This is a genomic window from Bacillus sp. K2I17, from assembly GCF_002209985.1.
Lineage (GTDB): Bacteria > Bacillota > Bacilli > Bacillales > Bacillaceae_G > Bacillus_A > Bacillus_A wiedmannii.
This window is the reverse complement of the sequence record NZ_NJGF01000009.1, coordinates 1-15,437: the sequence shown is the minus strand read 5'-3', so window position 1 is coordinate 15,437 and position 15,437 is coordinate 1. Positions and strand designations below refer to the sequence as shown.

General features: G+C 31.5%; 9 protein-coding genes and 1 pseudogene. 8 read left to right on the top strand and 2 right to left on the bottom strand.

Going from position 1 to position 15,437, the window contains the following annotated elements; translation table 11 throughout:
• The first annotated feature begins 152 nt into the window (after positions 1–152).
• Together CER22_RS12865 and colA are read left to right on the top strand one after the other, a co-directional pair.
• On the top strand, positions 153–830 hold the full coding sequence (locus CER22_RS12865; protein WP_088608875.1) for an MgtC/SapB family protein: 678 nt from the start codon (positions 153–155) through the stop codon (positions 828–830).
• 203 nt (positions 831–1,033) lie between these two features.
• Positions 1,034–3,949 carry a collagenase ColA gene (gene colA, locus CER22_RS12860; protein ID WP_088608874.1) on the top strand — a complete coding sequence of 972 codons (2,916 nt, stop codon included), beginning with the start codon at positions 1,034–1,036 and terminating at the stop codon, positions 3,947–3,949.
• Positions 3,950–4,407: 458 nt separating this feature from the next.
• Here the strand turns inward: colA and CER22_RS12855 are convergent, their stop codons facing one another.
• Positions 4,408–5,661 (bottom strand): sensor histidine kinase, encoded by a 1,254-nt coding sequence (locus CER22_RS12855; RefSeq protein WP_088064140.1) that lies wholly within the window; start codon positions 5,659–5,661, stop codon positions 4,408–4,410.
• Positions 5,662–6,444: 783 nt separating this feature from the next.
• On the opposite strand from CER22_RS12855, the gene CER22_RS12850 reads away from it, so the two are divergent.
• The 5 genes from CER22_RS12850 to hlyIIR all read left to right on the top strand — a co-directional run bounded on the left by CER22_RS12850 (position 6,445) and on the right by hlyIIR (position 11,838).
• Entirely contained in the window at positions 6,445–6,885 is a 441-nt protein-coding gene (locus CER22_RS12850; protein WP_088608873.1) for a hypothetical protein, read from the top strand.
• A 436-nt stretch (positions 6,886–7,321) separates the two neighbouring features.
• Positions 7,322–7,615, top strand: coding sequence for an ArsR/SmtB family transcription factor (locus CER22_RS12845; protein ID WP_088608872.1), 294 nt, complete (start codon positions 7,322–7,324; stop codon positions 7,613–7,615).
• A 441-nt stretch (positions 7,616–8,056) separates the two neighbouring features.
• A complete protein-coding gene (locus CER22_RS12840) occupies positions 8,057–9,292 on the top strand; it encodes an N-acetylmuramoyl-L-alanine amidase (protein WP_087984035.1) in 1,236 nt (411 codons plus the stop codon).
• A 302-nt stretch (positions 9,293–9,594) separates the two neighbouring features.
• On the top strand, positions 9,595–10,833 hold the full coding sequence (hlyII, locus tag CER22_RS12835) for a hemolysin II HlyII (RefSeq protein WP_088608871.1): 1,239 nt from the start codon (positions 9,595–9,597) through the stop codon (positions 10,831–10,833).
• 399 nt (positions 10,834–11,232) lie between these two features.
• Positions 11,233–11,838, top strand: a complete 606-nt coding sequence (gene hlyIIR, locus CER22_RS12830; protein ID WP_000520491.1) for a hemolysin II regulator HlyIIR — start codon at positions 11,233–11,235, stop codon at positions 11,836–11,838.
• Positions 11,839–11,980: 142 nt separating this feature from the next.
• Here the strand turns inward: hlyIIR and CER22_RS12825 are convergent, their stop codons facing one another.
• Positions 11,981–13,459, bottom strand: a complete 1,479-nt coding sequence (locus CER22_RS12825; protein ID WP_046954623.1) for an Lsa family ABC-F type ribosomal protection protein — start codon at positions 13,457–13,459, stop codon at positions 11,981–11,983.
• Between the two features lie 1,006 nt (positions 13,460–14,465).
• Between CER22_RS12825 and CER22_RS12820 the strand changes: the two are divergent.
• A pseudogene (locus CER22_RS12820) lies at positions 14,466–15,437 on the top strand (GGDEF domain-containing protein); the annotation flags it as partial.

Below are 15,437 nucleotides of genomic sequence, written 5' to 3'. Positions count from 1 at the left end.
AAGTTATTTGTTTTATGTTAATATTTAAAATATTAACATAAAACGGTCAGAGTATTAAGTGTATTTTAGCAAAATTCCTTCATATCGATAAAAGGATGTGTGTGATAATTTTTGTTTTATCTATCTATAATGAATGAAAGGGGGAAGGGCTCGTGAGTGTAAATTTTGATTTGATTATACGAATCGGTGTTGCGGGTTTGTTAGGAGCAATAATCGGTATTGAAAGGGAAATTCGATCAAAAGAAGCGGGATTAAAAACACATTTCCTAGTAGCGGTAGGAAGTGCATTAATAATGGTCGTTTCGAAATATGCTTTTTCAGATATTATGAATGAGGAACATATGGCTCTTGATCCGAGCCGTATTGCAGCACAAGTTGTAAGTGGAGTAGGGTTTTTAGGTGCAGGTACAATTATTATTCAAAAACAGGCAGTGAAAGGATTAACGACAGCGGCTGGTTTATGGGCTACAGCAGGAATTGGATTAGCAATTGGGGCTGGCATGTATGTAGTAGGCATTGGAGCGACGATTTTAGTTTTAATTGGTTTAGAGATTGTGAGTCGTATTTTTAAGGTGCAATTTTTATTTCCGCAAAATATAACAGTGCAAATGTGTATAAATAAACATGAGGTGGTACAACAAATAGTAGAAACGCTACAAGTGAAAGGTATTCCAATACTGTCATATGAAGTGGAAGCTTTACAGCGAGGTACAGAAATAGTTTATAAGGTAGGGATGCAACTGAAAAATATATCGTCAGAAGAAAAGAATGAATTTATTCAGCATATGCAAACATTACCGGAAGTTACGTTTATAAAGTTAAAATCATAGCGTTGAAAACGAGGATAGATATAGCAGGAATTTCGCTAGTATCTATCTTTTTTTGATATAAAATTCACATAAAGTCAAGTGTTAATTTTGCGCGGTATGGATACATATGTGAACGTTCCCTTATTTTTTCTCAATACAGAATAAAAAGTAAGAATAGTAAAATAATGGTGCGGGACACTAAAAAATGTAAGGTAGGGGAGAGCATGAAAGGCTATTCAAAAAAAGTGTTAGTAGGGGTAAGTTTTGCTAGTTTAATGTTAGGGAGTTTTCAAGGGAGCACATTGGCAGAAAGTAAAAAGGGAGAGCAAGTTTCTTATCGGAATGTGCTCAAAATGGAGCCAGTTGGTGTACAACTGCCAATGCAAGAATTAGCTCATCCATCAAAAGTGCTTGAAAATAAGCCTTTTGAGAAAAGGCTACAATTTGCTGATTTGTCGCAAAGGCCACCTGAAGTAAAAAAAGAAAGTAAGCAATTAGCTGCAGCGAAAACTTATACAATTGCTGAATTAAATCAATTAAACAATCAGCAATTAGTAGATCTACTCGTAACAATTGATTGGGAGCAAATTACGGGTCTATTTCAATTTAATAAGGATAGCCTTGCATTCTATCAAAATGATAGTAGAATGCAGGCAATTATTGATAAATTGAAGCAGCAAGGACAAGCTTATACGAAAGATGATTCCAAAGGGATTGAGACTTTAGTAGAGGTATTACGCTCAGGATTTTATTTAGGATTTTATCATGCGGAATTAAGTAAACTAAATGAGCGGAGCTATCATGATAAATGCTTACCTGCATTACAAACGATTGCGAATAACCCGAATTTCAAACTCGGTACGTTAGAACAAAATAGAGTAGTATCATCATACGGAAAATTAATAGGAAATGCTTCGAGTGATGTGGAAACGATAACATCAGCTGCAAAGATTTTTAAACAATATAACGATAATTTTTCTACATTGGTAGACAATCTTTCAGCTGGAAATGCGATTTACGATATTATGCAAGGTGTTGATTACGACATTCAATCGTATTTGTACGATACGAGAAAAGCACCGAAAGATACAGTATGGTACCAAAAAATTGATAGCTATATTAATGAATTAAGTCGTTTTGCTTTAATTGGAACGGTGACAGAGAAGAATGGTTGGTTAATTAATAATGGTATTTATTATACAGGTAGACTTGGTACGTTCCATAGTACAGGAACGAAAGGATTGCAAGTTGTAACGGACGCAATGAAAATGTATCCGTATTTAGGAGAGCAATATTTCGTAGCGGCTGAGCAAATTGCGACGAACTATGGCGGGAAAGATGCAAATGGAAATGTTGTGAATTTAGATCAAATACGAGAAGACGGGAAGAAAAAATATTTGCCGAAAACGTATACGTTTGATGATGGGGCAATTGTTTTAAAGGCTGGAGATAAAGTGACAGAAGAAAAAGTAAAACGTCTATATTGGGCGGCAAAAGAAGTAAAGGCACAATTCCATCGTACAGTTGAAAGTGATCAACCTTTAGAAAAAGGAAATCCTGATGATGTATTAACGATGGTTATTTATAATAGTCCAGCTGAATATCAATTTAATCGTCAATTGTACGGATATGAAACGAATAACGGTGGCCTATATATAGAAGGAACAGGTACGTTCTTTACTTATGAACGTACGCCAGAAGAAAGTATTTATAGTTTAGAAGAATTGTTCCGACATGAGTTTACTCATTACTTACAAGGTAGATATGAAGTACCAGGGCTTTGGGGACAAGGTAAGATGTATGAGAATGAGAGATTATCTTGGTTTGAAGAAGGGAATGCGGAGTTTTTTGCGGGGGCAACGAGAACGGATAATGTTGTACCGAGAAAGAGCATTATAGGAGGAATATCTTCAAATCCAGCAGAACGTTATACGGCAGAGCGAACGTTAAATGCAAAGTATGGAACGTGGGATTTCTATAATTATTCATTCGCTTTACAATCGTATATGTACAATAAGAGATATGATATGTTTGACAAAGTTCATGATCTTATTAGAAAAAATGATGTAACAGCATATGATGCATACCGCTCTGCATTAAGTAAAGATGCGAATTTAAATAAAGAGTATCAAGACTATATGCAAATGTTAGTCGATAACCGAGAGAAATATAATGTTCCATTAGTATCAGATGATTATTTAACAACTCACGCACCAAAACCAGTTTCAAATATTGCGGCAGAAATTACAGCAGAAGCAAAATTAAGTAATGTATCAGTTAAGAAAAATAAATCACAGTTCTTTAATACATTTACACTGCAAGGAACGTATACAGGTACTACTGCAAAAGGGGAATATGAAGACTGGAAAACAATTACACAAAACGTAAATGATACGTTAAAACGTTTAAGTGCAAAAGAATGGACAGGCTATAAAACAGTAACAGCTTACTTTGTAAATTATCGTGTGAATGCATCAGGACAATTTGAATATGATGTTGTATTCCATGGTATGAATACAGAAGAAGGTGCTGTGAATAAAGCACCAGTTGCGGTTATAAATGGTCCATATAACGGAAATTTAAATGAAACAATTTCGTTTAAAAGCGATGGATCAAAAGATGAAGATGGAAAAATTGTTGCTTATAAATGGGAGTTTGGTGATGGTACTGTAAGCAATGAACAAAATCCAACTCATGTGTATACAAAAGAAGGAACGTACACGGTAAAATTGACAGTAACAGACGACAAAGGATTAACGAATATTGTTACAACGAATGTAACGGTTCAAAAGAAAGAAGATAACAGTGTAGAAAAAGAGCCAAATAATTCATTCCAAACAGCAAATAAACTGCAATTAAATCAAGTTTTACGTGCTAGTTTAGGAAATGGTGATACGAGTGATTACTTTGAAATAAATGTGGAAACTGCGAAAAACCTACAAATTAATGTAACGAAGGAAAATAATATCGGAGTAAACTGGGTTCTTTATTCAGAAGCGGATTTAAATAATTATGTTACGTATGCCCAGCAAGAAGGGAATAAGTTAGTAGGAAGTTACTACACATATCCAGGGAAATATTATTTACATGTGTATCAGTATGGCGGAGGAACAGGGAATTATACGGTAGAAGTGAAATAGCAAAAGAGAAATTGTCTTTCAATGAATGGAAATTAATTTAAGTCTATATCAAGTAATACAGGTTACAATATCAGTTATGAAGATAAAAATTGGTATCTTTATGAATGTTAAAAATTAAATATTTAAAATAAAAAAATAACTATAGGTAATGTATCTAATGATATTAAGAAATCAAGTATCAAGAGATCTTATCTTGAAGTTAAGTAGACCTAATCAGTAAATGAGATACAATCGATGAATTATGATTTCATAGAGATGTGAGCAAAGTAATAAAATTTAAGTATATTTGATTTAATTAAAGGACTAGAGTATATCCGTAAAAACAGATATGCTCTGGTCCTTATTACGTTTAATTTATTCACGAAATCAAGATGATTAATGAGTTAAGTAGCGGCATTTTTGAAATTTATTTTATAAGTTAAATAGAAAAATTTAATTATTTAAATAATTCCGTCATATTAGCAAGGGATACTAATGGAAAATCGTGTACCTTGGCCTAATTTACTCTCTATTTCTATATCACCGTTTAATTCTTTAATAATACTATAAGCAATCATAGTACCAAGCCCAGTTCCTTTTTCTGTTGTTGAATAGAATGGTAAAGCAATCCGCTTTATTTGTTGAGAGGACATTCCAACCCCTGAATCAATAATATCGATTATAATATTACCTTTAATTTTCTGTATATTTATTTGTAATACTCCACCATTTATCATGGCCTCAATTCCGTTTTGTATGATGTTGTTTAGACAGATCCTGAATTTTTCGGGGTCTCCATTTATATAAAAGGAATTTGTACTATTTTGTATTATTTCAACTTTGTATGATAGAGCGAGTGGTGAAATAGTGTCTTTCACTTGATTTAAAATATGATTAATATCTATTTTCTCTTTTAGGGTGTTCTGTGGTTTTGTTAAAGATAAATAGTTATTAATAGTAGATTGTATATGTTGCATTTCAATTAACATGATTTCTAAGTACTGATTCTGAGGTAGCTTAGAGGCATGTTTTTCATTTAACAATTGAGTGAATCCATGTACTGTGGTTAGTGGATTGTGGATTTCGTGTGCAATGGACGCGGCTAGTTCGCTAGCTATATAAAATTTTTCAGCCCGTTGCAGCTTTTCTTTCATTTTATATTTCTCAATCATTCCCTCTATTAAATACACTGATAATAATACCGTAAATATATTAATGATTATATAATTTAATAAAAATTCTATGAGAGTAGAGTCAATTTTACCACCTGTATTTATTTGAGTTACAATACCGCAGATAGAAAGTGAAGTTGTACATACTAAAATAAGAAGCAAGCTTAATAATATCTTTTTTTCTTTAACATACATTGGTAATAAGTAACGAAAGAGCATTGTTATAACAGAAATAATAGTAAAGATAATAAATGATGGAAGAACTCCATTTCCGCCTAAGAAAAATCGATAAGAAAGATATAAAATTCCTATAAAAACAATGTTTTTTGTATTTCCATATAGAAAAACTAATATGATAGGAATAAAACGTAAATCATAAATAAATCCAGCATGTAAATGAAAAGGAAAAGTCATGCAAAAAATAATAGCAATGGAGGAAAGGATAGAAATCAATATATTATTACATGTTTTTTTTTCTTTAAATTCTAGCCAAAATACGTGGTAGCTAAGGATACAAATTATTATTATAAAGGTATTTAATAAAAGAGTAGATATTCCCATAGGTTTGCATCTCCGATAGTTTGTATATTGGATTATGTATGAGTTAAACTTAGATGTTTAGTTATCAGTAGACTTTCTATCTAAAAAAGGAAGAGCGCTTGAAAAAGTACTATAATATTACTTTTATCCCGCATTAACGGGCAGTAAGACCCCCACCTCAAAATTCAGCGGAAGCAAAGAAGTTAGGTAGGGGATCAACTGCCCGTAAAAGCCCGATTGGTGAGGGCTGATAATCAGTGGGGGATGAACAAAACCCCACTGATTAAAGTTTCACTTTATTAGAATTGATAAGGAAGTTAGGAAAAATAATAGATAAAAAAATCTACTTAGATATTTATACATATGAAACTAGAAATTGACTTTTGTATAAGGAAAACTAGGATTGAGTTACTAATAAAATAATAGGATTTTAAGTATGAATATTCTATGAAAAAATATATTTTGTGGATTCTATTTGTAGCCTTCGTTATATTAACATGGAATATACCAAATTATAAAGTGTAAATTTCAAAATTTTTCATTAGTATATTTTATCTAAAATGGAAACGCTATTTATTTGCGTGCTTGGTACTTAATTGTATGAATTCTCGTTAAAAAGATTTTGAAATTTACATGTTTTTTATGAATCATAATACTGTAGCTTTATCAATGTGAGTTTTTCAGTAACTATTAAGGTGTAAAGTTAAAATATATAGGTTTAAAGATATGAATTATTACATAAAAACGCACCTGAAAAAGAATGTATGATGGTAATAGATTACAAACATCAAGGGGGAACTTAAAATGAAGTTAAATAAACTAGTGCTTAGTTGTGGAGTAATTTCAGCATTAACACTTGGTGTGTTAGGAAATAATACTTATGCTGAAGAAATACACAAAACGAATGATACAATTCATATAGTCGAACATGTTCCTGTAGACTTATTATTAACTCAAACAATGGATTATAGTGGAGAGGCTGTAACTTCTTTTGTATATAATGGGAGTGAAAATTTAAGCTTCTTTATGAAAAATAATGGCCAAAATACAATGGGATATAGTGTGAAAGGTCCAAATATGGAGCTAATTGTTGGTGGTTATATAAAACCTGGAGAACAAAAAAATAATGTTACAAATGTACGGAATGCTTTATCTCCATTACCAATTGGAACATATAAAATTTACGTTTCAAATGATGATGGTTCTAAGGGACAATTCCAAGTTGCAGTAAGATCTATGAATTAAATTTAAAACGCTTTGTTTTAAGTTGATTTAATCTTTCCTTATTGGAAAGAAACTAAATTGAATTGAGAATTACCGATCAAAATGAAAACGAGCACCTTATCTAATTTGAGAGGATGTTCGTTTTTTGCTATTAAACAAAAAACAATTACTTCCAACCGCTTATTAATACATTTTCATATTTCCATCGCTAATCTACTAGTTTGTGTCAACGAGAGAATGTCTACTATAAAATAATTTTTTAAAAACAAAATATAATTTGGCTAAAAATTAGAGGGCATCAATTCATTGGAACAGTAAAAGCTGTTTATTGGATTGGTGTCTTTTTTTGTTTAAGAACGAGAATACATTTTCTCAACAGGACAAATGGTAAATATCTATAAGTACTACTTATGAGGATAATTGGAAAATAGAAATTAATAATAAAGGGGAATGCGAAATGACAATATTAATATCTAATAGAGATCTAGCTAACATTCAAGAGGAAGATGTAGATATATTAAAAGTAATGGCACATCCCGTTCGATTGAAAATTGTAAATGAATTAATGCACCATAAACTGTGTAATGTTACACAGTTGACAGAAATATTAGGACTCCCGCAATCTACTGTTTCACAGCATCTATCAAAATTAAAGGGAACCGTGCTCCGTGCAGAAAGACGAGGGTTAGAGATGCATTATTATATCGATAATGTTAAGGCTCGTCAGATTGTAGGAGTTCTAGGTTTGTAGCTAAAAAGAGTACTTTTCAAAAGTGCTCTTTTTAAGATGTGCATTAGGACTTGAAGGAGGCACCAATGCTAGTTTAGAGGGAGTGTGCTTTGAATCAATCTTTGCTTAAAATACGAGATAATTGTTTATATCGTTTAATAATTACTTAATATATTATTAAGTTTGTTACCTTACAAAACTGTAAGGTTATTTCAATTGACACTCGTATATATAAGTAACTATACTAGTTACACAATGTTGGTGAATATATGTAATAGTCTCAATCTATAAGTGTATGCCGAAGGGTTCTTTTCGGAATGATAATTCTATACTAGATTCTTTATCTTATAATAGTGATGACGCCAACTTAATCTATAATTTATTCGAATTCATATTATTTAAAGATTAACTATATTTTACATAATTTACCGACTTGTAATAATTTTTTAGAGGTGCTAAATTTTGAAGAACAAATTAATTGCTACAGGAATTCTTGCTGGAAGTTTACTATCTTATTCTACTAGTATTTTTGCAGATACTCACAAATTTCCAGATGTTCCTGCATGGGCTGACAAATCCGTTACTTATTTAGTTGATAAACAAGTATTGAGTGGTTATCCAGATGGAACTTTTGGTTCAAGTGATACACTAGATAGAGCTTCTGCAGCAACCATTATGACAAGGGCTCTTGGTATACACATTGATTTAAATGCAAAACCATCTTTTAAAGATTCACAAAACCACTGGGGAACCCCTTATATCGCCGCAGCTGAAAAGGCAGGAATAATTAAAGGTGAAGGAAATGGAATATTTAATCCTTCTGGAAAAGTTACTCGTGCTGCTATGGCTACTATGCTAGTGAATGCATATAAACTACAAAATAAAAACACTAGCAATGGACAAAGTAAATTTGAAGATTTAAAGGGACATTGGGGTGAAAAGTTCGCAAATACTTTAATTGATTTAAAAATTTCAGTTGGTACAGATAATGGTTGGCAACCAAATAGGTTCATAACACGCGCTGAAGCTGCACAACTAACCGCAAAAACAGATATGCTTCAATATAGTCAAAGTAATCCTTTAGAAAATAAGACAATAATTATTGATCCCGGACATGGTGGCGCAGATCCTGGAAAAGACACAAAGGGATTACCTGAAAGTAAGATTGTACTTGACACTTCTTTACGTCTACAACAATTGCTTGAAAAACATACACCATTTACAGTTTTACTAACTCGTGAATCTGATACTAGACCTGGACATGATCAAAAAAGCTCTTTACAGGAACGTGTTAAATTTGCTAAACAAAATCAGGGGGATATCTTTATAAGTGTTCATGCAAATGCTTATAATGGTAATGCAAAAGGGACAGAAACATACTACTATAAATCTTCTAAATCTGAAAAAACAAATCCTCATGTGGAAGAAAGTCGTGTTTTAGCTGAAAAAATTCAAACCCGATTAGTAGACGCTCTTCAAACACGTGATAGAGGCGTTAAACATGGCGATCTTCATGTTATAAGAGAAAATGAAATGCCAGCTGTGTTAACGGAACTTGCTTTTATAGATAATGGTATTGATTACAGTAAGTTATCTACAGAAAACGGAAGGCAGGTTGCAGCAGAAGCCATTTATGAGGGGATTTTAGATTATTATGAATGGAAAGGGAATAATGTATCTGAATATAGGTTGCAATAAGTAAATGAAAATATAGTAATTCTCGAAATAAAGAATTCTATAATTTTTTTGCATTTTTTTAAACAACAATTTTAAATATGTATTTAAAATTGTTGTTTAAATTGTTATTATGTGTTTTAATAATATTGATAATAGTTATCAGTAAAAAAAGAGATGGAAATTAGAAAAACAAGTGTTGATAGTTATTGTCATAAAGATTAATAAATTTCTACATTGTAAAGTTATGAACCTATCTCTAGTATTGAGAGCTAAAAGTAATATGTTTATACCTTTTAAATGTTTAAGAAGGAGAGGCTGTCTGTATGAAAAAAACAAATGGAATAGCTAAAAGTGTTGCGGTAGCGTCCGTTATTATGTCTGGATCACTTGGTTTACAAGCAACATCTGTATTTGCAGATTCTAAAGGAACTGTAGAAAATCTTCAAAATGGTGGAAAAGTCTATAATAGTTTTAAAACTACTTATGACATGAAGCAAAATATTAAAAATTCAATAAAGGTTTCTTTTATTGAGGATCCTTACGCAGATAAAAAGATTGCAATTGTTACTACTGATGGTAGTAATATAGATGCTAAATATACAATTAATGGCGGATACTATAACGCAGGTTTAAAGTGGCCATCGGCTTATCATACTGAAGCAGAAATAACAAGTGGTGATAGCGCTCAATTCCATAAAGCTGCCCCAGTTAATACAATGACTTCAGCAAAGGTTACTTCTGAAGTAGGGTATACACTTGGCGGAAGTGTTAAAGTTGGGGTAAATGATAAAGGCCCAAATGCTGATGCAAGTATTACAGGTAGCTTTGCTTGGAAAGAAAGTGTATCTTATGATCAAGTAGACTATAAAACGGTATTAGAGACTCACACAGATAAAAAATTAAATTGGAAAGTAGGATTCCAATCATTTAATTACCCGGAGTGGGGAATTTATAATCGTGATTCATTTAATACTTTCTACGGTAATCAACTATTTATGAAATCACGTAGTTACAATGAAGGAACGAATAATTTTGTTTCAAAAGATACAGTACCAGCTTTAACAGGATATGGTTTTTCTCCTAATGTAGTAGCAGTTATTACTGCAGATAAAACAGAATCTACATCTGATTTAAAAATAACAAATCGTAGAATATCAGATCAGTACAATATCGAATGGGTAAGTTCGAAATGGTGGGGAACAAATAATAAAGATACATATAATGAGTTCTTTACAAACAACTATAAGTTAGACTGGAAAAACCATCAAGTTACTCTTGATAACCAAAAAGCCCTTGAAGAACAAATGAGTAGTATCAACAATGTGAATAACCAACTTAACAAAGGCAAAGGGAAATTATCTTTTTCAATGAATGGAAATCAGCTCAAAGCGACATCTAGCAATGCTGGTTATGGTATTAGTTACGAGGATAAAAATTGGGGTATCTTTGTGAATGGTGAAAAGATCTATACGTTTAATGAAAAAACAACTGTAGGTAATATTTCGAATGACATTAACAAATTAAACATCAAAGGACCTTATATTGAGATTAAACAAATCTAATCAGTAAATGAATTGCAAATGAAAGGGCCAGAGTTTATCTGTAAAGATAGATAAACTCTGGCCCTTATTATTTTTTTCATTCTTATACGCAATTAGAAAAGAACGTGAGGTATTTGAAAGCTATTCATGCCACGCAGGGAGATATTGTTTTAAGTAGGGTGTTTATTTTTATTTCATTTTTAAATGAATTCTTTGTATGATGACATAGGGTAGGCGATGTTCAGGAGATGTTTCTTTTTGAGGAGTATGTTGTGTGGCGAATAGTTTAAAGTAAGCAAGTCTTCATCGGTTGTTAAGTTATTACTTTAAATATATAATTAAACTTCATTAAAAAGATACTCTATTCAAAGTCCTTAGTGGATTTTTGAAGTGAAATATATATTATTTGAGGTGTGTGAAATGGGGAAATCTCGAGAGCAGACGATGGAAAATATTTTGAAGGCTGCTAAGAAAAAATTTGGAGAGCGTGGTTATGAAGGTACGAGCATACAAGAAATTGCAAAAGAAGCGAAAGTGAATGTTGCTATGGCTTCTTACTATTTTAATGGGAAAGAAAACCTATATTATGAGGTGTTTAAGAAATATGGTCTTGCTAATGAGTTACCTAATTTTCTTGAGAAGAATCAATTTAATCCTATTAATGCTCTAAGAGAATATTTAACAGTCTTTATTACACATATAAAAGAAAATCCTGAAATTGGCACATTGGCATATGAGGAGATTATTAAGGAAAGTGCAAGATTAGAAAAGATTAAACCGTATTTTGTAGGTAGTTTTGAACAGTTAAAAGAAATATTGCAGGAGGGGGAGAAACAAGGAGTATTTCATTTCTTCTCTATAAATCATACGATACATTGGATCACTTCTATTGTTTTATTTCCAAAGTTTAAAAAGTTCATTGATTCTTTAGGACCAAATGAATCGAATGATACAAATTATGAATGGATGCCAGAAGATTTGGTGAGCAGAATTATTTCTGCTTTAACAGATAAGCCTAATATGTAAATTACTCATTGTTTATGAATCCTAATTTTCCTGTTAAAAAGCCTAATTTCTCAATGGATTGTAGAGAAATTAGGCTTTTTTGGACACTTCATTCAAATACTTTATAGACTAATGGCTTGATTTATTAATGATTCGAGTGGAGTTACATAGATATAGTTTTCGTTGCAACGGTTTGTTGAAATGCCTTATCATGCTCAACAATAATCATTGTGGGATTAAATTGTTGAATCAGCTCTTCAATTTGCATACGTGAATAAATATCTATAAAGTTTAATGGTTCATCCCATATATACATATGGGCTTTTTCACATAAACTTTTAGCGATAAGCAGTTTTTTCTTTTGTCCACCAGAATAATGAAATATATCTTTCTCAAATTGAATTCGGTCAAAATCCATCTTTCGTAGGATGGATTTAAATAATGTCTCATCAATCTTGTGCTCTTCAATAAAATTTGATAGCGATCCTTTCAAATGAGAAGTATCTTGTTGGACATAGGAGATGGTGAGTCCTGTACCTAAAGTAACTGAACCTGTATGCTGTATCGGATACCCTAGAATTAGTTTTAGGATACTGCTTTTCCCGCTCCCATTTTTGCCATCAAGCACAATTCGGTCACCTTGTTCAACTACGAAGTTAATTGGCTCATTCACGACTTGTTCATCGTACGTAACAGACACGTCAGCCAAAGTAACTAATTCATTTGACTTGAACTTTAATGCTTCTAATTTTAATGACTCAGTTTTCTCCACATTTTTTAGTAATTTTGACTTTTCTTCAATAGCTTTTTGTTGCCTTGATTCTAGGTTTTTTGCCCTTTTCATCATCTTGGCTGCTTTATGTCCTACAAATCCCTTATCCAACTTAGAACCTGAATTTCTTGTTCCATTTTTTGAAGCTTCTACATCATGAGACCAACTTGCTGAACGCTTGGAAGACTGTTTTAATCTTCCTATGTCTTTTTGTAGACGATCATTTGTAGCCTCTTCGTGCTCTTGCTGTCTATCGAAATTTAATTTCCAAGAAGAATAGTTCCCGCTTTGAACTTCAATATTTGCTCTATTTATAGATAAGATATGGTCAACGCATCCATCTAAAAAGACTCTGTCATGTGAAATTAAAATAAACCCTTTTTTCTTCCTTAGATAATCAGAGACTATTTTTCGTGCATCCGTGTCTAGGTGGTTTGTTGGTTCGTCAATTAATAGGAATTGGCCCTCATTTAAAAACAGTGCAGCAAGCAACACCTTTGTTTGTTCTCCATTTGATAAAGTTTTAAACGGTCTGTACATGACCTCGGCATCAACATTTAAATAGGATATTTCACGTAGAAATTCCCAATCTTCTGCTTGGGGACAAATTTCTTCAAGGATTTCATGAGTGAATTTGTTCTTATCTGCAACAGTGTAGGGGAAGTAATTGAATTCTACCGAAGCAAGGATTTTTCCACTATACTCGTAATTTCCTAATAATAAATTAAAGAATGTCGTTTTACCTCGTCCGTTTCTACCGATAAATCCTAGTTTCCAATCCGTATCTATTTGAAAGTTTACATCTTCAAAAATATTATCAAAGCTACCTGGGTATGAAAAAGTTAAGTCTTGAACTTTTATCATTGACATAATAATTCCTCCTTTATATATCGAAACGTTTCATATAAAGTCGGAACATCCATCCATTTTTTAATTTCTCTATATAAGTTTGATGGATATTAACGACTTATATAGAGCATTACATGTGTAACAATAGTATCTGAATTAGCCATTTTTTTCGCTCCTTTATTTGTTAGGTAAATTTAGCGATTAATAAATTTTAACTTACATAAAAGGGAATAAAAAAATCCCCCGATTTTTAATCGGAAGGATTAGTCTGTCGCTTAAGTAAGTACTTATTAATCATTTGAATCATGACAAATAAAGTATGAAATGAATTATAAAAATGGATAGACTAACCCTATATTTTGTAGTTTGAAGTTATAAAATTCAACTTAAAATATAAATTAGTTAATCATTATTCATCCATCATTCCTTTCATCATTCTATTTTTAGAGTAACATTCTTTTTTGGGAGATGCAATATCATCTTCACTTAATGCTAGATCATTTATATTTCTTTGGTTAGGTCGATATAACATTACATCTTTCTTATAAACATCTTATTTTTGTTCAAAATGTCACGTCTTTTGTCCATTAAAAGGGGAGGTATTTGAAATTGACAGCACCCTTCACTGTAACTATAATAGTTACAGTGAGTTCGGTCATTTAATTCGAATTTCTAAATTAATGATAGTATATTACCCTTCTTTCTAAGTGTGACAATAAGCGAATAACTATGTTGCTATGGAAGTTTAGATTCTATCTCATATTCAAAGAACAGCTAAGTTGTATTATTCAAATTTACGATGAGTAAATACCGAAAAATAACATTTTCCATCGTATTCTTTTTGGAATGCTTAGTTAAAAAAGAAGAAATATCTGCAGAAAGTAAATCAGGCTGTGGTATGTAGAAAGAAATCCTATAAAAAGTTCATAATATGGAATAATAAGTAAGTTCATTTTGATGAATACGAGCAGTGCAGCATCAGGTCATTTTTAATAAAAATCTAGAAAAAATTAAGAAGGTGAGTCCGTTGCGTAAACATTCACATGTGCAATTTTATGTATTGATATTAGCTCTACTAGCTTATTTAAGCTTTTGTTTTATATTTTTATTTGTTTTTCCGAATCATTATTTTGTATCAGATTTTAATATACGACTATCATCCTTAGTTGTTGAAACTACTGTATTTATCTCATTACTTTACTCTATGGTATCAAGAAAAATTAAACTAGGAGTCTTTTGGGTTTGTATTACTATTGCAATAGGGTGTTTCTTGATAGGGAATTTTATATCTGCTTTTCAAGTACTTAATGTAGAATTACCAATAGAAAATTTTAATATCTCTGATGTATTTTTGTTGTTTTTCTTATTCTTCTTTCTCCTTGCGTTCTTTTATAAAATCATTATGGAATGTAACAAGTGGGAAAAAGCGTATTTAATTTGTGATTTATGTATTGTTGTTACTGCTATTTTTACCTTAGAATGGTACCTATTTAATAAACCTTCTGCAAATATCTTATTCTTATCAATTGGAGATGTTTTTCTTTCATTTATTTTCCCAATTATAGATCTATTGCTTCTATTACTAGGAGTTAGCCTTATTTTTCGACCAGCAATTTTTAATGCGAAAAGTAAATTGTTTATTTTTATCTTAGTATTAACTGGCTTGTCTATTACGGACTATTTATATTTCTATTTACAAGATGATTTATCACATCGTTCACTTATATTATTAAGGTGTTTGTATAGAGTTTTTCTATTATTTATTGCCATTGCTGCTACTATTCCAAGGAGTACATCTTCTAGAAGAGATTACTTTATTATTAATCCGACATTTGGAAAGAAACTTCTTGTCATATTTCCTTATCTTTCAGTTGCAATTTTAATTGGTTTTACTTTCAAAGAGCAAACTTCTTCCTCTACACTGATTACGGGAAATTGTATTGCCTTTGTATTTGTACTGATTCGTCATACAATTGTACGAATGCAAAACAAAGATTTA